Below are 22,861 nucleotides of genomic sequence, written 5' to 3'. Positions count from 1 at the left end.
CGGCGTCCCGGGACCGCTGACCGGGATCGAGGTCAGCCGGTGCGCACCCGCGCGGTGCCCGGCGGCGGCGGGGGTCCCCCCACCCGTGCCGCGTCCCCCGACCTCTCCCGGTCGGTCCCGCCGCCCGGGTCCCGGGCCGCGGGAGTCGGCCGGCAGGCCCCGCGCCTGCCGGCCGATCCCCGCCCGCCGCCCTCCCGGCTCCTTGCGGCGTCCGGCCCCTGTGGTTCGATGGACGCGCAGCCCGGGACCGACCCGGCGCCGTCGGAAGGAAGCGCATGTTCCTGCTGGGCCCCGAGGCCGACCTCGTCTTCTCCGCGAGCGACCTGGTCCGCGCCGCCCAGTGCCCCTTCGCGTCGCTGAGCGTGCTCGACGAGAAGCTCGGCCGCGCCCCGCGCCGGGCCGAGGAGCGCGACCCGATGCTCGCCCGCACGGCCGCCCTCGGCGACGCCCACGAGCTGCGCGTGCTCGAGGAGCACCTGGCCGCCCACGGCCGCTGGGACCCGGCCACCGGTCGCGGCGTGCACGAGGTCCGGCCTGCCCGGACCCTCGAGCGCGCCGCGCTGGTGGCCAAGCACGAGGAGACCCTCGCGGCGCTGCGCGCGGGCGCGGACGTGGTCTTCCAGGCCTCCTTCTTCGACGGCGCCTTCCACGGCCGGGCGGACTTCCTCGTGCGCCGCCCCGACGGCTCCTACGCCGTGCACGACACCAAGCTCGCCCGCCACGCCAAGGTCACCGCGCTGCTGCAGCTGGCCGCCTACGCCGACCAGCTCGAGCGCGCCGGGGTGCCCGTGGCCCCCGAGGTCGTGCTCGTGCTGGGCGACCGCACCGAGGCCTCCTTCCCCGTGGCCGAGTTCCTCGCCGTCCACCGCGAGCACCGCGAGCGCTTCGCCGCGGCCGCGGCCGCGCACCGCGCCCAGGACGGGCCCGTGGACTGGCACGACGACGCCGTGGGCCGCTGCGGGCGCTGCGAGCACTGCGCGCGGGCCGTCGCCGGGCACCGCGACCTGCTGCTGACGGCGGGGATGTCCGGGCGCGCCCGGCGCACCCTGCGGGACCAGCACGGCGTGCGCACGATCGACGAGCTGGCCGTCCTGCCCGATCCGCCCGGGAGCCGCCTGCCCGCCGCGCTGCGGCGGCTGCGGGACCAGGCCGCGATGCAGACGGGCCGGGGCCGCGAGGACGGCGCCGTGGAGTACGACCGGGACGGGACGCGCCGGCGGGTCGCGTGGCGGGTGGTCTCCCGCGAGCCGGTCCGGCGGCTGCCGGCCCCCGACCCCGGGGACGTGTTCTTCGACTTCGAGGGCGACCCGCTGTGGCAGGACCCGCACGACCCGTCGTCCTGGGGCCTGGAGTACCTCTTCGGCGTCGTCGAGCAACCCCCCTCCCCCGACGCGGAGCCGGTCTTCCGCGCCTTCTGGGCCCACGACCGCGACGGCGAGCGCGAGGCCCTGCGGGAGTTCCTCCACTACCTCGCCCGGCGCCGCGCCGAGCATCCCGGGATGCACGTCTACCACTACGCCGACTACGAGAAGGCGGCGCTGCGCCGGCTGTCCCTGGCCCACGCCGTGGGTGAGGACGCCGTGGACGAGCTGCTGCGCGAGGGCGTGCTCGTGGACCTCTACGACACCGTGCGGGCGAGCCTGCGGGTCTCGGCGAGCTCCTACTCGATCAAGCAGCTCGAGCCGCTCTACATGGGCGAGCGGCTGCGCACCGGCGACGTCGTCGACGCCGGGGCCTCCGTGGTCGCCCACGCCGACTGGTGCGCGGCCCGTGACGCCGGGCGCGAGGACGAGGCCCGGCGGATCCTGGCCGGGATCGCCGACTACAACGCCTACGACTGCCTCTCGACCCTGCGCCTGCGCGACTGGCTGCTCGGGCTCGCGGGGATCTCCCCGGACCCCGCCGACCACGCCGGGCGCCCGGTCCAGGAGGTCCTCGTGCCCCCCGGGGACGTGCCCGGGGAGGAGCTGCCCGAGCCCGAGCGGCGGCTGCGGGAGGCCCTCGACGACCCCGGGTGCACCGGGGCGCTGGGCGAGGCCGGGCGCACCGCCGTGGCGATGGTCGCCTCGGCCACCGGCTACCACCGCCGGGAGCGCAAGCAGTACTGGTGGTCGCACTTCGACCGGCTCGAGGCCCCGGTCGAGGACTGGGAGGAGACCCGCGACGTCTTCGTGGTCTCCCGCGGCGAGGTGCTCCGGGACTGGGCCGCGGACCCCGACCGCCCCCGGGCCGCGCCGACCCGGCTGCTGCGCCTGTCGGGCCGCTTCGGCGAGGGCTCCACCGTGCGCCCCGGCACGGACGGGCTGTTCCTGCTGTACGGCCCGCCGGTGCCCGCGCACCTGGCCGAGGACGCCGCGGCCCGGGCGAGCGGGCGCGCCGGGGAGTGGACGGGCCGGGTCGAGGAGGTCGAGGAGCACACGGACGGCGGCGCGGTGGTCGTGGTGCGGGAGCGGCTGCGCCGGCCCCGCGGGGCCCCCGCCCCCGAGCCGTGGGCCCAGCTGCCGCTGGCCCTGACCCCGGCCACGCCCGTCGCCACCGCCTCCCTCGAGGAGTCGCTGCAGGCGCTGGCGGCCCGCACCGCCGACGCCCTGCCGCAGCTGCCCGGCCACCCCGGCGTGGACCTGCTGCTGCGCCGGGCCCCGCGCCCGGCCGGCGGCCCCCTGCCCGTGCCGGGCCCCGGGGCCGACGGCACGATCACGGCCGTGGTCACCGCCCTGCGGGGGCTCGAGCGCGGCTGCCTGGCCGTGCAGGGCCCGCCCGGCTCCGGCAAGAGCTTCCTGGGCGCCCACGTCATCGGCCGCCTCGTGGCGGCGGGCTGGCGGATCGGGGTCGTGGCCCAGTCCCACGCGGTCGTCGAGAACCTGCTGACCGGCGTCGTCGGCCGCGGCGGGGTCCCCGGGCAGCGGGTCGCGAAGAAGCCCGCCGCGGGCGAGACCGCCGAGCGGGAGGTGCCCTGGGAGCGGGTGGCGGGCAAGGACCTCGCCCGGTTCCTCGACGAGGGCGGTGCCGTGGTGGGCGGGACCGCCTGGGACTTCTCCAGCGCGAAGAACCTCGACGACGACGCCCTGGACCTGCTCGTCGTCGACGAGGCCGGGCAGTTCTCCCTCGCCAACACGCTCGCGGTCGCCCGCGCCGCGCCCCGGCTGCTGCTGCTGGGCGACCCGCAGCAGCTGCCGCAGGTCTCCCAGGGCACCCACCCGCTGCCCGTGGACGAGTCCGCCCTGGGCTGGCTCTCCCGCGGGGCCCCGACCCTGCCCGCCGAGCACGGGTACTTCCTGGACCGCACCTGGCGGATGCACCCGCGGCTGTGCGAGCCCGTCTCCGAGCTCTCCTACGCGGGCCGGCTCGGCTCCGCCCCCGCCGCCTCCCGCCGCGCCCTCACCGGCGTGGCCCCCGGGCTGCGCACCTGCTACGTGCCCCACGCGGGCAACACCACCGCCTCCCCCGAGGAGGCCGAGCGCGTGGTGGCGCTCGCCCGCGGGTTCGTGGGCACCCCCTGGCACCCGGGCCCCGACGAGCCGCCCGTGCCGCTGGGCCCCGAGGACGTGCTCGTCGTGGCCGCCTACAACGCCCAGGTGGAGCTCGTGGCCCGGGCCCTCGAGGACGCCGCGCTGCGGGCGCCGGACGGCACGGGCGTGCGCGTGGGGACCGTGGACCGCTTCCAGGGCCAGGAGGCGCCGGTCGTCATCGTCACCATGGCCGCCTCGAGCGCCGCGAGCGGGCGCGGGGCCGACTTCCTGCTGATGCCCAACCGGATCAACGTGGCCGTCTCCCGGGGCCAGTGGTGCGCCGTGCTCGTGCGCTCCCCCGGACTGACCGACCACCTGCCGGCCACCCCGGAGGGGCTGCGCGTCCTGGGCCGGTTCGCCCGGCTGTGCCGGCGCGGGGAGCCCGCGGGGACGCCGTGAGCACCCGGCGGGGCGCGCGGGTGCCCTACGTCCTGCACTTCGAGGCCCGCACCGTGGTGCTGGGCGAGCCGGCCCACCTCGAGGAGCTCGACGCCCTGCTGCGCGCCGGGGGCACGGAGACCCGCCCCACGCACTGGCACGGGATGTCCGCCGGGGAGCCGGGGGCGGCCCTCAACAGCGTGGGCACGGACCTGACCGCCGCGCAGTTCTGGGACCGGGTGGACGCCGGGGTGTTCGCGACTGCCCGCTGGCCGGCCGACCTCGAGGACCCGCTCTACCTGCCCGCTCCCCCGGTGTGGCTGCAGCGGGCCCGGGCCTGGGAGTACGACCCCCTCGCCCCGGCCCTGGGCGCGGCGCCCCCGGGCGGGTGGCTGCGCGTGCCGGGATGGGCGGGCACCGAGAACGACGACGCCGGCTCGCCCGTGGGGCTGCTGCAGCTCACCGACCCGGACTCCTTCTGGGTGCTCGGCGCGGACGCCGACGTCCTGGAGGTCGCCGAGCTGTGCAAGGAGCTGGCCCTGTTCCGCCTGGGCTTCGACCGGCTCAGCGCCTATTTCGGCCCCGACGACCGGATCGGGTGCCTGCGCCTGCCGCTGATCTGCCGCGAGCCGCTCGAGGACGAGCTGATCGCGCGCGGGACGGACATCGAGCCGCGGTTCTGGGAGTGAGCCCGGCCCCGCCGCCGGGACGGGGCCGCGGTGTGCCCGATACTGGGAGGGTGTACGTCGTGACCCTGGAGCAGCACCGCCGCGGGCCCGCCGACCCGGTCCCGCTCCTGCTGCGCCGGCTCGCCGGCCTGGACGCCGCCGCACCCTTCCAGCGGGTGCGCGAGCACGTGGTCCAGGGCCTGGTCGAGGACGCGGGCACCGCCGTGGCCGCCGCCCTGGCCGGGCTGCGGGAGGGGGCGCGCGTGGGCCTCGGGGTGGGCCCGGTCCACCTGGAGCCGGCGACCGACCCCCAGGGCCGCAGCGGGCTGCGGGCCGGCGGCCCGGGCGTCGACCACGCCCGCCGGGCCGCCGGGGCCGCCCGCGCCGGCGGGCGGGTGCCCGTGTGCGTCGCCGCCGAGGACGCCGCGGCCGCGGCCCGGGCCGAGGCGGTGCTGCGGCTGCTGGGACGCCTGGTCGTGGAGCGCTCCGCGGCGGAGTGGCGGGTCGTGGACCTGCTGGTCCCCGGGGCGCGCGGGCAGCAGAAGGTCGTGGCGGCGGAGCTGGGGATCACCCCGCAGGCGGTGTCGAAGGCCGTGGCCCGGTCCCTGTGGCAGGAGGAGCAGGACGCCCGCCCCGCGGCCGCCCTGCTGCTGGAGCTGTGCCTGGCGGGCGAGGGCCCCGGCGGGACGGCTCAGGGCTCGACCAGGAACCCCTCGGCCACCATCCACTCGTAGGCGACGTCGGCCGGGTCGCGCCCCTCGACGTCCACCTGCCGGTTGAGCTCCTGCATGACGTCGTCGGTGAGCGCCGCCGCGATCGGCTCCATGACCTCCTCGAGCTCGGGGTGCTCGGCGAGCAGCTGCGAGTTGTAGACGGGTGCGGCGTTGTAGGCGGGGAAGAACTGGCGGTCGTCCTCGAGGACGGTCAGGTCCAGGGCCGGGATGCGCCCGTCCGTGGAGAAGACCTCGCCGAAGTTGCACTCGCCGGCGTCGGTGGCGGAGTAGATGGCCCCGGTGTCGTAGATGCCGATGTTCTCCTCGGGGACCTCGCTGCCCCGGTCCAGGCCGTAGTGGGCGAGCAGCGGGGTGAGACCGTCGCTGCGGGAGTTGAACTCCGACTCGACGCAGAAGGTGCGCTCGGCCACCGGCAGCCGCGCGATGTCCGAGACCGTCTCGAGGCCGTTGGCCTGCGCGTACTCGGAGCGCACGGCCATGGCGTAGGTGTTGTTCAGGGCGGCGGGCTCGCCCCACGTCAGCCCGTTGCCGAGGTCCGCCTCGCGCACGGCCCGCCACTGCTCCTGCTGGTCCGGGATGCCGGTCTCCTTCCCGAGGTAGGTCAGCCAGGCGGTGCCGGTGTACTCGAACGTCAGGTCGGCGTCCCCGGCGAGCATGAGCTCGCGCACGGGCTGGGAGCCGGGGACGTTGGTGATGTCCTCGGTCTCGAAGCCCGCGGCCTCGACGGCGAGCACCGCGATCTTGCCGAGGATCAGCTGCTCCGTGAAGTTCTTCGAGGTCACGCGGACCTCGGTGTCCCCGTCACCCTCGACGACCGGGATGGAGCCGGGCTCGGCGGCCGGGATGTACGCGGTCGAGGGCTCGAGCCCGCACCCGCTCAGGAGCAGGCCGGCGGCGGAGACCAGCAGGGCGCCGGCGGCGGCGCGGGGGGTTCTCATCGCAGTCCCTTCGGGCGCGCGACGTGCTCGACGACGCGGCCGATCCAGTCGATGCTCAGCGCCAGCAGCGCCACGAGGATGGAGCCGGCGACCAGCACCCGCACGAGGTTGAGGTTGACCCCGGTGGTGATCAGCAGCCCGAGCCCGCCGCCGTTGACGAAGGTGGCCAGGGTGGCGGTGCCGACCACCAGGATCAGCGCGGTGCGCACCCCGGCCAGCATGACGGGCACGGCCAGCGGCAGCTCGACGCGCAGCAGGACCGAGGCGGCGCTCATGCCCATGCCGCGCCCGGCCTCGACGAGGCTGCGGTCCACGCCGTCGAGCCCGACCATGGTGTTCTTCAGGACGGGCAGCAGCGCGTAGACGATCAGGGCGACCACGGCCGCCCGGAAGCCGAAGCCGGACCAGAAGGCGAACAGGACGATCAGGCCCACCGCCGGGGCGGCCTGCCCGACGTTGGCCAGCGCGATCACGGGGCCGGTGAGGAAGCGCAGCGGCCGGCGGGTCAGGAGGATCCCGGCCGGGATCGCGATGAGCAGGACCACGACCGTGGCCACGGCCGTCAGCTGCAGGTGCTCCACGGTCAGCCCCCACAGCGACGCGGGGCTGAGGGTCACGGCCTCCGTCTCCGTCAGCTCCGCGGTGGACAGCCACAGCACGAGCAGGCCCAGCGCGACGAGGATCGCCAGCGGCTGCAGGAGCAGGCCCTTCCAGGTGCGCCGGTCCGGGTCCGCCGGGACCCGGCCCCCGGCCGGGGTGCCGGCGGGGTCCTGCTCCGCGGCGGCGGGGCCCTCGGTGCGGGTGCTCACCGGCCCCCACCCCCCGGGGTCGCGTCCACGGCGGGCAGCTCCCCCGTGTTGTGCCCGAGGGGCGCGTCCTCCGCGGCCACGGAGCGGCGGGCCTCGGTGATCGCCGCCATGACGGTCTCGACGTAGATGACGCCCTCGAAGCGGTCCCGCGCCCCGACCACGAGCGCGGCCCCCGTGCTGGAGACGAGCATCGTGTCCAGGGCGTCGTTGAGCGTGGAGTTCGTGCCGACGAGGGGCAGGCGCTCGTTGCGCTCCCGCGGGACGGTCCCGACGCGCTCCAGCTGCCGGCGGGAGGGCCAGGACAGCGGCCGGCCCCGGTCGTCGACGACGACGACGTCGCGGGTGCCGGTCTCGTCGGCCCGGCGCAGCACGGCCCGGACGTCCTCGCCGGGGCGGGCGGTGGCCGCCGGGACGAGGTCGACCTCCCGGACGCGGGTGAGGGTCAGCTGCTTGAGCCCCGCGCCCGAGCCGATGAAGTCCTCGACGAACTCGTCGGCCGGCTCGGCGAGGATCCGCTCGGGGGCGTCGTACTGCACGACCCGGGCGCCCTCGTCGAAGACCGCGATCCAGTCGCCGAGCTTGACGGCCTCGTCGAAGTCGTGGGTGACGCACACGATGGTCTTCTGCAGCTCGTGCTGGATGTTGATCAGCTCGTCCTGCAGCCGCTGGCGGGTGATCGGGTCCACGGCGCCGAAGGGCTCGTCCATGAGCAGCACGGGCGGGTCCGCGGCGAGGGCCCGGGCCACGCCGACGCGCTGCTGCTGCCCGCCGGAGAGCTCCCGGGGTAGCGGTCGCGGTAGACGGCCGGGTCGAGGGAGACGAGCTCGAGGAGCTCGTCCACGCGGGCGGCGACGCGCTTCCTGTCCCAGCCGAGCATCTTCGGGACCATGCCGATGTTGGTGGCCACGCTCATGTGCGGGAACAGCCCGCCGGCCTGGATGACGTAGCCGATGCCGCGGCGCAGCTCGTCGCCGTTCATGTCGGTCACGTCGCGGCCGTCGATGACGATCCGCCCCTCGGTGGGCTCGATCAGGCGGTTGATCATCTTCAGCGTGGTGGTCTTGCCGCAGCCCGAGGGCCCGACGAGCATGACGGTGCTGCCCGCGGGGATCTCGAGGGTCAGGCCGTCGACGGCGGCCCGGGCCTGCCCGGGGTAGCGCTTGGAGACGTTCTCCAGGAGGATGCGGGCCCCGGTGACGGAGGAGTCGCGGCCGGTGGCGGGAACGGGATCAGACACGGATACCTCGCGATGTGGTGAGCCGGCCGAGCAGCACGAGCAGCCCGTCCAGGAGGAGTGCGACGACGACGACGGCGACGACGCCGGTGACGACCGACGCGAGGGAGTTGGCGCCGCCGAGGCGGGAGAGACCGGAGAAGATGAACCCGCCCAGGCCGGGACCGAGGACGTAGGCGGCGATGGCGGCCACGCCCATGACCATCTGCGCGGACACGCGCATCCCCGCCTGGATCACCGGCCAGGCCATGGGCAGCTCGACGCGCAGGAAGGTCGCCGCGCGGCTCATGCCCAGCCCGCGGGCGGCCTCGACCGTCTCGTGCGGGATCCCGGCGAGCCCGACGAGGGCGTTGCGCAGGACCGGCAGGGCGGCGAAGAACGTGACGACCACGACCGCGGGGGTCACCCCGAAGCCCAGCGGGGCGATCAGCAGGCCGATCAGCGCGAAGGAGGGGATGGTCAGGCCCACGGCGGAGACGTTGTTGGCCACGCTCGTCAGCCGCCGGGAGCGGTAGCACAGGGCCGCGGCCGCCACGGCGAGGACGGTCGCCAGGACCAGGCACTGGAGCACCAGGGAGAAGTGCTGCCAGCTCGCGAAGAGGATCTGCTCCCAGCGGTCGGCGACGTACTCGAGCACGGTCCGCTCCTCGTCTCGGGACCGGCAGCTCGCCCACCGGCGTGGTGGTCCACGTTACACCGCCACGGGTGCGCTTCCCGGCTCTGCCGCGCCGGTCCCGGAGCGGACCGTGGGCCCGGGCGTGCTCAGAGCAGGGTGCGCAGGACGGTGGCGGCGCCGTCGTCGTAGACGCTGTGGGTGACCTCGTGGCACACGGCCACGACCTCGTCCGGGGCTTGGCCCATGGCCACGCCGCGGGCGGCCCAGTCGAGCATCTCGATGTCGTTGCGGCCGTCGCCGATCGCGATCGTGTGGGCGGGGTCCACGCCGAGGCGGCGCCGGACCTGCTCGAGGGCGCTGGCCTTGCTCACGCCGTTGGCGGCGATGTCGAGCCAGGCGCTCCAGCCCACGGAGTAGGTCACCCCGTGCAGGCCGGCCTCGTCGATGGCGAGGGCGAACTCCTCGGGGGTGTGCTCGGTGCTGTAGACGACCATGCGCACGGCCTTCATCCCGGCGAGCTCGTGCAGGTCCACGCCGACGGCCTCGATGCCGAACGAGGAGTCCTGGAACCGTTCCGTGGAGTAGAAGGAGCCGTCCTCGGTCTCGAGGGCGAACTTCGCGGTGGGCAGGCGCCGCTCGAGGGCCTCGAGGGCCTGGCCGGGGTCGAAGGACACGCACTCGAGGACCCGGTGGTACTCGGGCAGCGCGGGGTCCAGCTCGAGGGTCATGCCGCCGTTGGAGCACACGGCGTAGCCGCTCTCCTGGCCGATGAGCTCGACCACGGGCAGGGTGGCGCCCTTCGAGCGGCCGGTCGAGACGACGACGTGGTGGCCGGCGGCGCGCACCGCCCGGGCGGCCTCGCGCACGGCCGGGGACATGTGGCCGTCGTGGTCGACGAGGGTGCCGTCGACGTCGAGGGCCACGAGGTAGCTGACCCCGGTCTCCTTGCGCCACCCGTTGGTGCGCACGGGGTGGATCCGGAGGGGGACGTGGATGTCGGCGGCGGAGCGGTGCCCGGTGGGCGCGGCGGTGCCGCCGGCGTGCTCGGTGAGGTCCTCCGAGTGCTCCACCCGCAGCGGGACGGTGGAGTTGATGCCGACGAGTTCGTGCTGGTCCTCGGTGCCAGCGGTCTTTTCCTGAGTCATGCGGGACATGGTGCCACATCACACCGACAGGGTGGCCAGGATGTCCGCGATCGGTGAACGTGCGACGAACGCGCGGCGACGGCTCAGCGCCGGACGGGGATCGTCTCCTGGCCCCGCAGGTAGGGACGCAGGGCCTCCGGGATCCGGACCGAGCCGTCGGGCTGCTGGTGGGTCTCGAGGATCGCCACGAGCCAGCGGGTCGTGGCGAGGGTGCCGTTGAGCGTGGCCACCGCGCGGGTCCCGCCCTTGCGGGGCCGGCCGTCGGGACCGGTGGTCGCGGGCATCCGCTCCCGGACGTTGAGCCGGCGCGCCTGGTAGGTGGTGCAGTTCGAGGTCGAGGTCAGCTCGCGGTAGCGGCCCTGGGTCGGCACCCAGGCCTCGCAGTCGTACTTGCGGGCCGCCGAGGCGCCGAGGTCCCCGGCCGCGGTGTCGATGACGCGGTAGGCCAGCTCGCATCGGGCGAGCATCTCCTCCTCCCGGGCCAGCATCCGGGCGTGCTCGGCCTCGGCGTCCTCCTGGGCGCAGTAGACGAACATCTCCAGCTTGTTGAACTGGTGGACGCGGATGATCCCGCGGGTGTCCCGGCCGCCGGAGCCTGCCTCTCGCCGGTAGCAGGAGGACCACCCGGCGTAGCGCAGCGGGCCCTCGGCGAGGTCGAGGATCTCGTCGGCGTGGTAGCCGGCCAGGGGCACCTCGGAGGTGCCGACGAGGTAGAGCTCGTCCTTGCCCACGTGGTAGATCTCCTCCGAGTGGGCGACGTCGAAGCCCGTGCCGCTCATCACCTCGGGGCGCACGAGGTTCGGCGTGGTCATCGGCACGAAGCCGTCGTCGAGGGCCAGGTCCTGGGCCATGAGCAGCAGAGCCGTCTCGAGCCGGGCGACGTCGCGCTTGAGGAAGTAGAACCGGGCGCCGGAGACCTTGGCCCCGCGCTCCATGTCGATGCCGTCGACCGCCTCCCCGATCGCGAGGTGGTCGCGGGGCTCGAAGCCCTCCGCGGCGAAGTCGCGGGGCTGCCCGACGGTGCGCAGCACGGTGTAGTCGTCCTCCCCGCCCACGGGCACCCCCGGCAGCACGAGGTTCTCCACGACGGAGACCAGCTCCTCCAGCCGGGCCCCTGCGGCCTCGGCCGCGGCCTGCGCCTCCTTGACGCGCCCGGCGAGGTCCTTGACCTGCGCGAGCAGGGCCTGCTTCTGCTCCCCCTGGGCCCGCGCGACCTGCTTGCCGAACGCGTTCTGCTCGGCGCGCAGCCCCTCGGCGGCGGTGATCAGGGCCCGGCGCTCGACATCCGCCTCCAGGATCCGGTCGATCAGGGAGGCGTCGGCGCCGCGGGCGCGCTGGGAGTCGCGGAAGACGTCGGGGTTCTCACGGAGCTGGTTGATGTCGATCACCCCGACAGCGTACCGAAGTCCTCCCGGCGGGCCGGGTTACGCTGGGCCTGCCGCCGCACCCGTGCGGGCTTCCCACCCCGAAACCCGAGGAGCCGTCCGTGGACCTCACGCCCCCCGCCCCGCAGCGGGTCGCCGTCGTCGTCAACCCGATCAAGGAGGAGGCCGACGCCGCACGGGACGCGATCGTCATCGCGTGCCGCAAGGGCGGGTTCCCCGACCCGGTGTTCCTCGAGACGGAGGAGGACGACCCCGGCTTCTCGATGGCCCGCGAGGCGCTCGAGCAGGGGGTGGACCTCGTGATCGCCGCCGGCGGCGACGGCACCGTCCGCGCCGTGGCCGAGACGCTGATGGGCACCGGCGTCCCGCTGGGGCTGCTGCCCCTGGGCACCGGCAACCTGCTGGCCCGCAACCTCGGGGCGGACCTCGGCGACCCCCACCGCACCGTGGACATCGCGCTCTTCGGCGAGGAGCGGGCGATCGACATGGCGACCTTCCGCACCGAGCTCGTCGACGGCAGCGTGGCCGACCACGCGTTCTGCGTGATGGGCGGTGCGGGCTTCGACGCGCAGATCATGACCGACACCCGCGACGAGCTCAAGCGGCTCGTGGGCTGGGCCGCCTACTGCGAGGCGGGGGTGCGCCACCTCTTCGCCCCGCCGCGCTGGGCGCGGTTCCGCATCGACGACGGGCAGTGGCAGAGCCGCCGGGTGCGCTCCGTGATGGCCGCCAACTGCGGCATCCTCACCGCCGGCATGGTGCTCGTGCCCCAGGCGAAGATCGACGACGGGGTCCTCGACGTCGTCGTGATGTCCCCGCGCAGCACCCTGGAGTGGGCGCTGATGGCCGCGAAGGTGGTCTTCCGGCAGCGCCGGGACCTGCCCGTGATCGAGTTCTTCGCCGCGCGGAAGGTGCGCGTGGAGTTCCACGAGCCGATCGAGTCCCAGGTGGACGGGGACGGCACGGGCGTGCTCACGGCCTTCGAGTCGGAGATCCGCCCCGGGGCCCTCCAGGTCCGGGTGCCGCCGTCGCAGGCCGACCGCCCCTCCTAGGGGCGGGCCGCGCGCGGGCGGGGCTCACTCGACGGACTCGGGCCGGCGGCTGAGCCCCACGACGAACACGCCCATGAGGGCGACCACCGCCAGCGCCACCACGGCCAGCGGGCCGCGGCCGCGGTCGGCGACCGGGGACTGCAGGGGCCCGGTGACCCGGGAGGCGGGCTCCGTGCGGGCCCGCTCGGTGTCCCCCGCGCCGCCGCGGGCGGCGGCGTCCCCACCGGGGGCCGGCGCGACCTCGGCGCGCACGACCGCCGCCGGGGCCGCCGGCGGCGCGGCCGCGGCCGGCGGGGCGAGCACCGCGCCGCAGGCGAGCAGGACGGGCGCGAGGGCCAGGGCGGGACGGCGGACGGCGGGAGCGGACACGGCGGCACCTCCGGGGTCGGGCCCGGTCCCGACCCGGGGGGTCGGTCGACACCGGTGGCAGGGGCACGGGCGCGGGCGCGCCCGTGCCGCCCATCCTGCCCGCGTTCGCAATGGCCAACAAGCCGGCGGGCGGGCTGCGACGCCCGGTTACGCGGGCCGCTGCCCCTGCAGCGCGGCGACCCACGCCTGGGCCTCGCGGAAAGCCCCGTCCGAGTGCTGCCCGGCCACCCCGGTGTCCTTGTGGTCGGCGCGCGGGTAGGAGCCCAGGAAGCGGGTGCTGGGGCACACGCGGCGCAGTCCCACGAGGGCGTCGGCCACCCGGGCGTCGTGGACGTGGCCGTCGACGTCGACGCTGAAGAAGTACTCGCCGAGGTAGTTGCCCGTGGGCCGGGACTCGATCCGCGAGAGGTTGACCCCCCGGGTGGCGAACTGCTCGAGGATCTCCAGCAGCGCGCCGGCCCGGTCCTCCCACAGCGGGATGACCAGGGTCGTGCGGTCCGCGCCCGTGCGGCGCGGCAGGGGCGCGTCCGGGCGGGCGACCAGGATGAAGCGGGTGACCGCGCCCCGGTTGTCCCCGATGTCCTCGGCGAGCACCGTCAGCTCGGGGTGCTGCTCGACGACCACCGGGGAGCACACGGCCGCGTCGAAGCCGGCCGCCCGCGGCCCGTCCTGTGCCCCGGGCAGCAGCGCCAGGGCCGCCGCGGCCGTCGAGGAGGCCGGGACGTAGTCGGCCCCGGGCAGGTGCCGGTCCATCCAGCCGCGGACCTGGGCCCAGGCGTGGGAGTGGGTGGAGACCGTGCGCACGTCGGCGAGCGCGGCGCCAGGGGGCGCCACGAGCACGAACCGCACGGGCACGAGGGCCTCGCGCACGATCCGCAGCTCGCTGCCGGTGGCCACGGCGTCGAGCGTGGCCGTCACCCCGCCCTCGACGGAGTTCTCGATGGGCACCATCGCGGCGTCGACCTCGCCGGCGCGCACGGCGGCGAGGGCCACGGGCACCGAGGACACGGGCACGCGCTCGGCCTCCCGCGCGCCCTCCACCCCCAGCAGCGCGGCCTCGGTGAAGGTCCCGGCGGGTCCCAGGTAGGCGTACCTCACCGGACGGTCGGCGTCTCGCCCGACTCCGAGACCATGGGCTTGTCCGCGTCCGCCCACGCGCCCATCCCGCCGAGCACGTTGACCGGGTCGAAGCCGTACTGCTGCAGCCAGGCGGTGGCCTTCAGGGAGCGCCCGCCGGAGCGGCAGATCACGTAGACGTCCTGGTCCGCGTCCACCTCGCCGTAACGCTCGGGCAGCTGCCCGAGGGGGATGTGGTGGGCCCCCTCGATGTGCCCGGCCGCCCACTCGAAGTCCTCGCGCACGTCCAGGATCGCGGCGCCCTCGGGGATCTCCTCCACCGAGGCGCTGGGCAGGTTGTCGACGTTGTCCACGGGTCGGTCCTCTCGTCGTGCCGGTCGTTCCTGCACCAGCCTAGTGCGCCCCACGGGCCGCCGGGACGCCCCCGCCGCGCGGGGCGCCCCGGCGGCGGGGCCGGGCTCAGCCGCGCTTCGGGGTGTGGATCAGCTTCTTGTTGGCGAACTCCTCGATCCCGCAGCGGCCCAGCTCGCGGCCCACGCCGGAGCGCTTGATCCCGCCGAAGGGCAGGTCGGGCGCGGTGCCGGTGTGCTCGTTGACGAAGACCATCCCGGACTCGATCCGCTCGGCCACCCGGCGCGCGGCCTCGACGTCGGCCCCGTGCACGGACCCGCCCAGCCCGAACGGCGAGCCGTTGGCGAGCTCGACGGCCTCGTCGGCGTCCGCGACCCGGTGCACGACCGCGACCGGCCCGAAGATCTCCTCGTCCCAGGCCCGCATCCGCGGGGTCACCCCGCTGAGGACGGTGGCCTCCATCCACGCCCCGGGGCGGTCGAGCCGCCGGCCGCCGGTGTGCACGGTCGCGCCCTTGGCCACGGCGTCCTCGACCTGCGCCATCACGCCGTCGCGGGCGGCCACTGAGGACAGCGGGCCAAGCACGGTCTGCTTCTCCCGCGGGTCCCCGGGCTCGACGGCGCCCATCGCGGCGGTGAACGCCTCCAGGAACGGCTCGTAGGCCTCCTCCAGGACGATGAAGCGCTTGGCGGCCGTGCACGCCTGCCCGGTGTTGCCGAGACGGCCCTGCACGGCGCGCTTCACGACGGCGTCCAGGTCCTCGGCATCGAGCACCACGAAGGGGTCGGACCCACCCAGCTCCAGCACGACCTTCTTCAGGTGCCGGCCCGCGACCGCGGCGACCGCGGAGCCGGCGCGCTCCGAGCCGGTGAGGGACACGCCCCGGACGGTGGGGGCGGGGATGACGATCTCGGCGATCTGCTCGTCCGAGGCGAAGACGTTGCGGTAGACGTCCTCGGGGAAGCCGGCCTCCCGGAACAGCTGCTCCTGCACGCGGGCGGAGCGCGGCACGGAGGGGGCGTGCTTGAGGACCACCGTGTTGCCCAGCATGAGGTTGGGCGCGGCCAGCCGGGCCACCTGGTAGTAGGGGTAGTTCCACGGCATGATCCCCAGGACCGTGCCGATCGGCTCGAGCACCACCACGGCGTCGCCGCCGGTCGAGGGCTCCAGCCGCTCCCCCGCCATGAACCGTGCCGCGTGCTCGGCGTAGAAGTCGTAGATGTCGGCGACGAGCAGCACCTCGCCGACGGCCTGGCGCACCGGCTTGCCCATCTCCTCGGTGATCAGCGCGGCGAGCTCCCGCTTGCGCTCGCGGTAGAGCCCGGCGAGCCGGTGCATGGCCCCGGCGCGCTCCTCGAGGGGGGTCCGGCGCCAGGAGAGGTGGGCGCGGTGGGAGCGCTCGATCACGTCGCGGACCTCGGCGTCGGTCGCGGTGGGGAACTCCTCGACGGTCTCGCCGGTCGCGGGATTGACGGTTGCGTAGGTCATGGTCCCGACCCTAGGGGCCGGTCCTGGGCGCGGACAGGAGCTGCCGCCGGTGTTCGTCGAGGGCGTGATGCCGGACCGTGTCCGCCCGCTCACACGATCGAAACATTTCCCGCCTATGGTGCACGCGCCGAGGGAGCGCCCGCCGGCACGAGGAACCGGACGCCCCACGGCGTCCCCGGACGGGAGGAACCGCCCATGAGCACCATCGACCCCGCAGGAGTGCCGCCGGCGGCGCCCGGGCGCGAGGACCACGGCTTCAAGCGCGTCCTCGGCCGGCTCGACGCGATCGGCCTGGGCTTCGGCGCGATGATCGGCTTCGGCTGGGTCATCCTCACCGGCGACTGGCTGCTCGAGGCCGGGACCGTGGGCGCCGTCCTCGCCCTCGTGACCGGCGGGCTCATCATGGCCGTCGTCGGCCTCGTCTACGGCGAGCTGGTCGCCGCCATGCCCTACGCGGGCGGGGAGCACAACTACCTGCTGCGGGGCATGGGCGCGCGGTGGGCGTTCGTCGGCTCGTGGGCCATCACGGGCGGCTACATCACCATCGTGGCCTTCGAGGCGGTCGCGGTCCCGCGCACGGTCCAGTACATCTTCCCCGGCCTGAGCCAGGTCCCGCTGTGGACCGTCGCCGGCTTCGAGGTGAGCCTGACCTGGGCCCTCGTGGGGGCGCTGACCGCCGTGCTCATCACCGCGATCAACATCCGCGGCGTCAAGCACGCGTCCACGGTGCAGATCTTCGTGATCCTCTTCCTGCTGATCGTGGGCCTGATGATGCTCTTCGGGGCGTTCACCCGCGGCTCGGTCGCCACCATGGAGCCCTTCTTCACGAGCGGCACCACCGGCTTCTTCCTGGTGCTCGTCACCGTCCCCTTCCTGTTCGTCGGCTTCGACGTCATCCCGCAGGTCTCCGAGGAGATGCACCTGCCGGCCCGGCAGCTGGGCGGGACGATCGTGATCTCCGTCCTGCTCGCCGCGGCGTGGTACGTCATGGTCGTGCTCACCACGTCCTCGGCCATGTCCGCCGCGGACGTCGCCGGCGCGGACATCGCCGTCGCCGATGCCATGGGCGCCATGTTCGGCAGCACGGCCGTGGCCAACCTGCTCATCGCGGGCGGGCTCGCGGGCATCCTCACGTCCTGGAACTCCCTGCTCATGGGCGCGTCCCGCCTGCTGTGGGCCCTGGGGAACTCCCGGATGGTCCCGGCCTGGTTCGGCCGGCTGCACCCCCGGTACGGCACCCCCGTCAACGCCCTGCTGTTCGTGGGGGCCATCTCCTTCGCGGCGCCCTTCTTCGGCGCCGAGATGCTGGGGTGGCTCGTGGACTCCGGCTCGCCCTCGATCGTGGTCGCCTACGCCCTGGTCTCGGTCGTCTTCGTGCTCCTGCGCCGGCGGGAGCCGGGGATGGAGCGGCCGTTCCGGATCGGCGGGCGCGGTCCCGGCGGCCTCGTCCTGGGCGGGCTCTCCGTGGTGCTGTGCCTGGGGCTGATCAGCCTCTACCTGCCCGGGATGCCCGCGTTCCTCAGCGCCCCGGCCTGGACGATCTTCGGGCTGTGGTGGCTGCTCGGGCTCGTGTTCCTGCTGCGCATCCCCACCGGTATCCGCCCGGGCGCCGACGCCGAGCACCGGCTCGTCGCCGAGGTCGAGCGGCGGCGCGGCCGGGACCGCGGCCGGACCGGGGACCGGGGCTGAGCCGGGCACCGCAGCGCGGCCGCGCGCCCGGGGCCGGGTGCTCCGCCCGGCGGCGCCTAGGCTGGCCCCGGGTGCGCGCCCGCTCGCGCCCGGGAGGAGGTGCACCCCGGTGATCACGGTGGAGCAGGTGCTGCGCCTGCCCGGGCTCGGGCTCGAGCCGGTCGTCGAGGCGGACACCTCGCTGCCCGTCAGCTGGGTGGTGACCAGCGAGCTGCCCGACCCCACCCCGTTCCTCGAGGGCGGGGAGGTCGTGCTGCTGACCGGCATCCGCGCGGGCCACGGCGACCGGTCCTGGGACGGGTACGCCCACCGGCTCGCCGCGCGCGGGGTGGTGGCCCTCGGGCTGGGCGTCGGCGAGCGGCTGACCCACCCCGCCGTGCCGCCGGAGCTCGCCGCCGCGTGCCGGGCCTCCGGCCTGACCCTGTTCAGGGTGCCCGAGGCGACCCCTTTCCTGGGGATCCTCCGCGCGACCGCGGAGATGCGGGCTGCCGAGGAGCGCACCGCCCTGGAGTCCATGCTCGCCCAGCAGCGGGCCCTCACCCGCGCCGCCGTGGGGGCCGGCGGTCCGGCCCGGGTGGTGCGCGAGCTCGCGGGCGCGCTCGGCGGGTGGACGGGGGTCTGCAGCCCGGACGCCGAGGTCCTCGAGGCCTCCGCGCCGGGACCGCCCGCCCTGCCCTCGGGCCGGAGCCTCCCCGAGCTGCTGGCGCGGCTGCGGCCCGCGGGCCTGCGGGGATCCCTGAGCGAGTCCGGGCCCGACGGCACCGTGCTCGTCCACCCCCTGGGGGTCGGCGACCTGCCGCGCGGCTACCTCGTGGTCGTGCTGCCCGGCCCCGCCGACCCCCTGCGCACGGGCGTGGTCGCCACGGCCGTGGCCCTGCTGTCCCTGCACGCGGAGCGCACCGCGGAGCAGGCCCTCTTCCGGCGCCGCGCCCGGGCGGGGGCGCTGGCCCTGCTGCTCGGCGGGGAGGTCCGATCGGCCGACGCCCTGCTCGCGGTCGCCGGCGACGCCACGTGGTCGTCCGTGCCGCAGGTGCGGGTCGCCCTCCTGCGCGGCGGGGCCGGGCCGCTGGAGGACGCCGCGCACCGGCTCGGGACGGGACCGGTCCGGAGCGGGCGCCCCGTGCTGGTGGGCTCCCCCGCCGAGCGCTCCGCCGGGGAGCTCACCGCCGCCGTGCTCGTCGAGGACGCCCCCGCGCGCCTGGCCGAGCTGCGGGCCGTGGCCGCCGCGACCGGGCTGCGGGCCGGGATCGGCGGGCCGGTGGCCGTGGCGGAGGCCGCGGCGGGCGAGCGGGAGGCCCGGGAGGCGCTGGCCCGAACCACCGCGCAGCAGCCGGTCGCGGCGTGGGACGACGTCGTGACCGCCGGCGTGACCGCGCTCCTGGACCCGGACACCGCCCGCGCGTGGGCCCTGGCCCTGCTGCGCCCGCTGCGGGAGGAGCGGCTGCGCCCGCTGCTGCGCGCGTACCTGGCGCACAACGGCCACCGGGCCCGGACCGCGGACGAGCTCGGCATCCACCGCAACACCCTGCAGCAGCGCCTGCACGAGGCGGAGACGGCCCTGGGCCGCTCCCTCGAGGACCCTCAGCTGCGGGCCGAGCTGTGGCTCGCCCTCGACCTGGCGGAGCGCCCCGGCCGGCCGGCGGCCGCCTCCGGCCACGGAGCGACCGGCCCTGTGCACCGTGCTGAAGAAACCCGCAATGATTCAGCAGAACGCTGAGCGGGCCGGGGGCTAGCCTGAGGTCACCGGACGGTCCGCGCGGACCGTCCGGCCGCGCCCCGGGCTCGTCGACCCGGCGGAGAGGACCGCACCGGCACCCCGCTCCCTGGACCTACGATGGGGGCACGGGCACCGTGCCGGCGCCCGTCCCCGCACGAGACCACCCCTGTGACGCGCCCGGGCACCGGCGCCCGGCGTCGAGAAGAGAGGCTGACACACATGAGCACGACGGACACGACCACCGCCCTGCGGGACCGGGTCGAGACGGTTCTCGCCGCCACCCCGAAGGGCCTGCTGATCAACGGTCAGTGGCGCGAGGCCTCCGACGGGTCCACCTTCGAGGTCGAGAACCCCGCCACGGGCGAGGTGCTGGCCGAGATGGCCTCGGCCACCCGCGAGGACGCCGCCGCGGCCATGGACGCCGCGGCGAACGCCCAGGAGGCCTGGGCCCGCACCCCGGCACGGGAGCGGGCGGAGATCCTGCGTGCGGCCTTCGACCTCGTCCAGGAGCGCGCCGAGGACCTGGCGCTGCTGATGACCCTGGAGATGGGCAAGCCCTTCGCCGAGGCGCTCGGCGAGGTGAAGTACGGGGGCGAGTTCCTGCGCTGGTTCGCCGAGGAGGCCGTGCGCGACTACGGCCGCTACATGGACACCCCCGAGGGCAACCTGCGGATGCTGGTCACCCACAAGCCGGTGGGCCCGTGCCTGCTGATCACCCCGTGGAACTTCCCGCTGGCGATGGCCACCCGCAAGGTCGCCCCGGCCGTGGCCGCCGGCTGCACCATGGTCCTGAAGCCGGCCCGGCTGACCCCGCTGACCTCCCAGTACTTCGCCCAGCTCATGATCGAGGCCGGGATCCCGGACGGGGTCCTCAACGTGGTGTCCTCCAAGTCGGCCTCGTCGGTGTCGGAGCCGATCATGGCCGACCCGCGGCTGCGGAAGGTCTCCTTCACCGGCTCCACCCCGGTGGGCAAGCAGCTGATGAAGGCCGCCACCGACAACGTGCTGCGCACCTCCATGGAGCTCGGCGGCAACGGCCCGCTGATCGTCTTCGAGGACGCAGACCTCGACAAGGCCGTGGCCGGGGCGATGGCCGCGAAGATGCGCAACATGGGCGAGGCCTGCACCGCGGCCAACCGCCTGCTCGTCCACGAGTCCGTGGTCGAGGAGTTCGTCGCGAAGCTGGCCGAGAAGATGGCCGCGCTCACCGTGGGCAACGGCCTCGACGAGGGCGTGGACGTCGGCCCGCTGGTCGAGGCCAAGGCCCGCGACTCCGTGGAGGCCTTCGTCGCCGACGCCGTCGAGCGCGGGGCGCGCGTCGTCGTGGGCGGGGCGCGCGCCGAGGGCCCGGGCTACTTCTACCAGCCCACCCTGCTCACCGACGTCCCGGCCGACGCGAGGGCGGTGACCGAGGAGATCTTCGGCCCCGTGGCCCCGGTGGTCACCTTCGCCGACGAGGACGAGGCCGTCGAGCTGGCCAACGCCACCGAGTACGGGCTGGCCTCCTACGTGTTCACCGAGGACATCTCCCGCGGCCTGCGCATCGGCGACCGCATCGAGTTCGGCCTGATGGGCCTCAACGTCGGGGTCATCTCGAACGCGGCCGCCCCCTTCGGCGGCGTCAAGCAGTCCGGGCTGGGCCGGGAGGGCGGGGCCGAGGGCATCGCCGAGTACACCACCACCCAGTACATCGGCGTGGAGAACCCCTGGGGCGCGGTCCCGCCCTCCGGCGCCGGGCGCCCCGCCTAGCCCCGACTGATCCACTTCCCGGCGCGGCCGTCGCGAGAACGCGGCGGCCGCGCCCCGTCCCGAAAGGTCGTGCCATGTCCGAGACCCTCCCCGAGATCCAGTACCGGCTCGAGCAGGTCCGCCGTGTCGCCGGGCCGCTGCCCGGCCCCCGCTCCCAGGAGCTCGCCGCCCGCCGGCAGCGGGCCGTGGCCGCCGGCGTCGCCTCCTCCGTGCCCGCCTGGGCGGCCGACGCCGACGGCGGGATCGTCGCCGACGTCGACGGCAACCAGCTGGTCGACCTCGGCTCCGGCATCGCCGTGACCTCGGTGGGCGCCTCCGCCCCCGCCGTGGTCGCCCGGGTCCAGGAGGCCGTGGCGCACTTCACCCACACCTGCTTCATGGTCACCCCCTACGAGGGCTACGTGGCCGTGGCCGAGAAGCTCGCCGAGCTGACCCCCGGCGACTTCCCGAAGCGGACGGCCCTGTTCAACTCCGGCTCCGAGGCGGTGGAGAACGCCGTGAAGATCGCCCGGCCGCACACCCGCCGCCAGGCCGTCGTCGTCTTCGACCACGCCTACCACGGCCGCACGAACATGACCCTCGCGATGACCGCCAAGGTCCAGCCGTACAAGCAGGGCTTCGGGCCCTTCGCGGGCGAGGTCTACCGCGTGCCCGTCTCCTACCCCTTCCGCGACCCCGAGGGCATGAGCGGCGCCGAGGCCGCCCGCCGGGCCCTGCTGCAGGTCGAGAAGCAGGTCGGCGCCGAGAACGTGGCCGCCGTGGTGATCGAGCCGATCCAGGGCGAGGGCGGCTTCATCGTCCCCGCCGAGGGCTTCCTGCCCGCGCTCTCGGCGTGGTGCACGGAGCACGGAGCGGTCTTCGTCGCCGATGAGGTCCAGGCCGGCGTGGCCCGCACGGGCGAGTGGTTCGCCGTGGACCACGAGGGCGTCGTGCCCGACCTGATCACCGTGGCCAAGGGCGTCGCCGGCGGCATGCCCCTGTCCGGGGTCGTCGGCCGCGCCGAGATCATGGACTCCGTGCACCCCGGCGGCCTCGGCGGCACCTACGGCGGCAACCCCGTCGCCTGCGCCGCGGCCCTCGGCGCGCTCGAGACCATCGAGGAGTGGGACCTGCGCGGGCGGGCCCGCCGGATCGAGCAGATCGTGCGCGAGGAGCTCGAGCCCCTCGCCGCGCAGACCGGGATCGTCGGCGAGCTGCGCGGCCGCGGGGCCATGATGGCCCTCGAGCTCGTGCTCCCCGGCGGCACCGAACCGCACCCGGAGGCCGCACGGGCGGTCGCCGCCGCGTGCCTGGAGCAGGGTGTCATCACCCTGACCTGCGGCACCTACGGCAACATCGTGCGGCTGCTGCCGCCGCTGGTGATCGGCGAGGAGCTCCTGCGCGACGGCCTGCGGGTGCTCGCGGACGCCGTCCGGCGCGCCGCGCAGTAGCGGCGGCCGGCCCGTCCGGGCGCCACCGCGCCCGGACGGGTCAGGACGAGCAGCGCTGCTGCAGCCCGCGCAGCTCGCCGAGCACGCCGGTCAGGGAGCCCTCGCCGTTGCGGAAGGCGTCGACCGAGTCCCGGACCGCCGTGATCTGCCCCGACAGCTCGGCCGGGGCCGACTCCGCCAGGGCCGCGAGCTCCTGGAAGAGCTCCAGCGGGTCCTCGCGCAGGGCCTGCGGGGCGCCGCGGACCGTGTCGGCCACCCGCGCGCAGGCCTCCTGCTCGGTCAGCTCCCCCTGACGGCCCGACGGGGACGCCGACGACGGCGCGGCGGCCGACGTCGGGGCCGTTCCCTCCTGCTCGCCGGGACCTCCGCAGCCGGTGAGGAGGGCGGCCAGCACGAGGCCGGCAGCGCCTCGGCGCAGGGCGGGACGGGGCACGGGCACGGCGGACCTCCTGGGGAGCACGGGCGGGACGCGGCCCAGCCTATAGCCTGGGTCCGGCGCCGCCGGGCCCGCCGGCGCCGCAAC

Annotated in this window: 18 protein-coding genes and 1 pseudogene; 8 read left to right on the top strand and 11 right to left on the bottom strand. The window is 75.5% G+C overall.

Translation table 11 applies throughout. The features are described from left to right. Positions 1-275 precede the first annotated feature (275 nt). The 3 genes from AS188_RS05990 to AS188_RS05980 are packed head-to-tail and all read left to right on the top strand — an operon-like array spanning position 276 to position 5,289. Positions 276-3,908, top strand: coding sequence for a TM0106 family RecB-like putative nuclease (locus tag AS188_RS05990; protein WP_058858089.1), 3,633 nt, complete (start codon positions 276-278; stop codon positions 3,906-3,908). Further along, positions 3,905-4,576 (top strand): hypothetical protein, encoded by a 672-nt coding sequence (locus tag AS188_RS05985; protein WP_143709835.1) that lies wholly within the window; start codon positions 3,905-3,907, stop codon positions 4,574-4,576. Before AS188_RS05990 ends, AS188_RS05985 begins: the two co-directional genes overlap by 4 nt. A 50-nt stretch (positions 4,577-4,626) precedes the next feature. Continuing rightward, positions 4,627-5,289 carry a hypothetical protein gene (locus tag AS188_RS05980; RefSeq protein ID WP_058858087.1) on the top strand — a complete coding sequence of 221 codons (663 nt, stop codon included), beginning with the start codon at positions 4,627-4,629 and terminating at the stop codon, positions 5,287-5,289. Here AS188_RS05980 and AS188_RS05975 read toward each other — a convergent pair. The 6 genes and pseudogenes from AS188_RS05975 to serS form a co-directional block, all read right to left on the bottom strand. After that, the gene (locus tag AS188_RS05975) at positions 5,247-6,227 is read right to left on the bottom strand and encodes a glycine betaine ABC transporter substrate-binding protein (protein WP_058858086.1); all 981 of its coding nucleotides are present in this window, start codon (positions 6,225-6,227) and stop codon (positions 5,247-5,249) included. The two genes, AS188_RS05980 and AS188_RS05975, sit on opposite strands and share 43 nt — an antisense overlap. After that, positions 6,224-7,036: an ABC transporter permease gene (locus AS188_RS05970; RefSeq protein ID WP_083529283.1), complete on the bottom strand. Its 813-nt coding sequence runs from the start codon at positions 7,034-7,036 to the stop codon at positions 6,224-6,226. Before AS188_RS05970 ends, AS188_RS05975 begins: the two co-directional genes overlap by 4 nt. Then, positions 7,033-8,273, bottom strand: a pseudogene (locus tag AS188_RS05965) (ABC transporter ATP-binding protein). Before AS188_RS05965 ends, AS188_RS05970 begins: the two are co-directional and overlap by 4 nt. Then, a complete protein-coding gene (locus AS188_RS05960) occupies positions 8,266-8,907 on the bottom strand; it encodes an ABC transporter permease (protein ID WP_058858085.1) in 642 nt (213 codons plus the stop codon). Before AS188_RS05960 ends, AS188_RS05965 begins: the two are co-directional and overlap by 8 nt. A gap of 125 nt (positions 8,908-9,032) precedes the next feature. Further along, the gene (locus AS188_RS05955) at positions 9,033-10,040 is read right to left on the bottom strand and encodes an HAD family hydrolase (protein ID WP_058858084.1); all 1,008 of its coding nucleotides are present in this window, start codon (positions 10,038-10,040) and stop codon (positions 9,033-9,035) included. 74 nt (positions 10,041-10,114) lie between these two features. Continuing rightward, positions 10,115-11,419, bottom strand: coding sequence for a serine--tRNA ligase (gene serS / locus AS188_RS05950; RefSeq protein WP_058858083.1), 1,305 nt, complete (start codon positions 11,417-11,419; stop codon positions 10,115-10,117). A gap of 98 nt (positions 11,420-11,517) precedes the next feature. Here serS and AS188_RS05945 point away from each other — a divergent pair, with 98 nt between their 5' ends. Next, on the top strand, positions 11,518-12,468 hold the full coding sequence (locus AS188_RS05945) for a diacylglycerol/lipid kinase family protein (RefSeq protein WP_058858082.1): 951 nt from the start codon (positions 11,518-11,520) through the stop codon (positions 12,466-12,468). A 24-nt stretch (positions 12,469-12,492) separates the two neighbouring features. On the opposite strand, the gene AS188_RS05940 is transcribed toward AS188_RS05945, so the two are convergent. The 4 genes from AS188_RS05940 to AS188_RS05925 form a co-directional block, all read right to left on the bottom strand. Then, entirely contained in the window at positions 12,493-12,837 is a 345-nt protein-coding gene (locus tag AS188_RS05940) for a hypothetical protein (protein WP_058858081.1), read from the bottom strand. 147 nt (positions 12,838-12,984) lie between these two features. Beyond that, positions 12,985-13,935, bottom strand: coding sequence for a prephenate dehydratase (gene pheA, locus AS188_RS05935; protein WP_186815351.1), 951 nt, complete (start codon positions 13,933-13,935; stop codon positions 12,985-12,987). Next, positions 13,932-14,267 carry a rhodanese-like domain-containing protein gene (locus tag AS188_RS05930; protein ID WP_058858079.1) on the bottom strand — a complete coding sequence of 112 codons (336 nt, stop codon included), beginning with the start codon at positions 14,265-14,267 and terminating at the stop codon, positions 13,932-13,934. The genes pheA and AS188_RS05930 overlap by 4 nt, the downstream gene beginning before the upstream one ends. Positions 14,268-14,373: 106 nt before the next feature. Then, positions 14,374-15,753, bottom strand: coding sequence for an NAD-dependent succinate-semialdehyde dehydrogenase (locus AS188_RS05925; protein ID WP_058858078.1), 1,380 nt, complete (start codon positions 15,751-15,753; stop codon positions 14,374-14,376). A 195-nt stretch (positions 15,754-15,948) separates the two neighbouring features. On the opposite strand from AS188_RS05925, the gene AS188_RS05920 reads away from it, so the two are divergent. The 4 genes from AS188_RS05920 (at position 15,949) to gabT (ending at position 22,338) form a co-directional block, all read left to right on the top strand. Next, positions 15,949-17,442, top strand: coding sequence for an APC family permease (locus AS188_RS05920; RefSeq protein WP_058858077.1), 1,494 nt, complete (start codon positions 15,949-15,951; stop codon positions 17,440-17,442). A 109-nt stretch (positions 17,443-17,551) separates the two neighbouring features. Further along, the gene (locus AS188_RS05915; protein WP_083529282.1) at positions 17,552-19,159 is read left to right on the top strand and encodes a PucR family transcriptional regulator; all 1,608 of its coding nucleotides are present in this window, start codon (positions 17,552-17,554) and stop codon (positions 19,157-19,159) included. A 219-nt stretch (positions 19,160-19,378) separates the two neighbouring features. Then, positions 19,379-20,908, top strand: coding sequence for an NAD-dependent succinate-semialdehyde dehydrogenase (locus tag AS188_RS05910; RefSeq protein WP_058858076.1), 1,530 nt, complete (start codon positions 19,379-19,381; stop codon positions 20,906-20,908). 74 nt (positions 20,909-20,982) lie between these two features. Continuing rightward, positions 20,983-22,338 (top strand): 4-aminobutyrate--2-oxoglutarate transaminase, encoded by a 1,356-nt coding sequence (gene gabT / locus AS188_RS05905; protein ID WP_058858075.1) that lies wholly within the window; start codon positions 20,983-20,985, stop codon positions 22,336-22,338. A 40-nt stretch (positions 22,339-22,378) separates the two neighbouring features. Here the strand turns inward: gabT and AS188_RS05900 are convergent, their stop codons facing one another. Beyond that, positions 22,379-22,777 carry a hypothetical protein gene (locus tag AS188_RS05900; protein ID WP_058858074.1) on the bottom strand — a complete coding sequence of 133 codons (399 nt, stop codon included), beginning with the start codon at positions 22,775-22,777 and terminating at the stop codon, positions 22,379-22,381. Between the last annotated feature and the right edge of the window lie 84 nt (positions 22,778-22,861).

Origin of the sequence: Kocuria flava, from assembly GCF_001482365.1 — a bacterium.
GTDB classification, from domain to species: domain Bacteria; phylum Actinomycetota; class Actinomycetes; order Actinomycetales; family Micrococcaceae; genus Kocuria; species Kocuria flava.
The sequence above is the reverse complement of the archived record's forward strand: the minus strand, read 5'-3'. Positions and strand labels throughout refer to the sequence as shown.

Excerpts from the sequence above, each read along its gene's own strand:
- AS188_RS05925 (WP_058858078.1), bottom strand. The coding sequence starts at position 15,753 with ATGACCTACGCAACCGTCAATCCCGCGACCGGCGAGACCGTCGAGGAG.
- AS188_RS05975 (WP_058858086.1), bottom strand. The coding sequence starts at position 6,227 with ATGAGAACCCCCCGCGCCGCCGCCGGCGCCCTGCTGGTCTCCGCCGCC.
- gabT (WP_058858075.1), top strand. The coding sequence starts at position 20,983 with ATGTCCGAGACCCTCCCCGAGATCCAGTACCGGCTCGAGCAGGTCCGC.
- AS188_RS05955 (WP_058858084.1), bottom strand. The coding sequence starts at position 10,040 with ATGTCCCGCATGACTCAGGAAAAGACCGCTGGCACCGAGGACCAGCAC.
- AS188_RS05920 (WP_058858077.1), top strand. The coding sequence starts at position 15,949 with ATGAGCACCATCGACCCCGCAGGAGTGCCGCCGGCGGCGCCCGGGCGC.
- AS188_RS05990 (WP_058858089.1), top strand. The coding sequence starts at position 276 with ATGTTCCTGCTGGGCCCCGAGGCCGACCTCGTCTTCTCCGCGAGCGAC.
- AS188_RS05910 (WP_058858076.1), top strand. The coding sequence starts at position 19,379 with ATGAGCACGACGGACACGACCACCGCCCTGCGGGACCGGGTCGAGACG.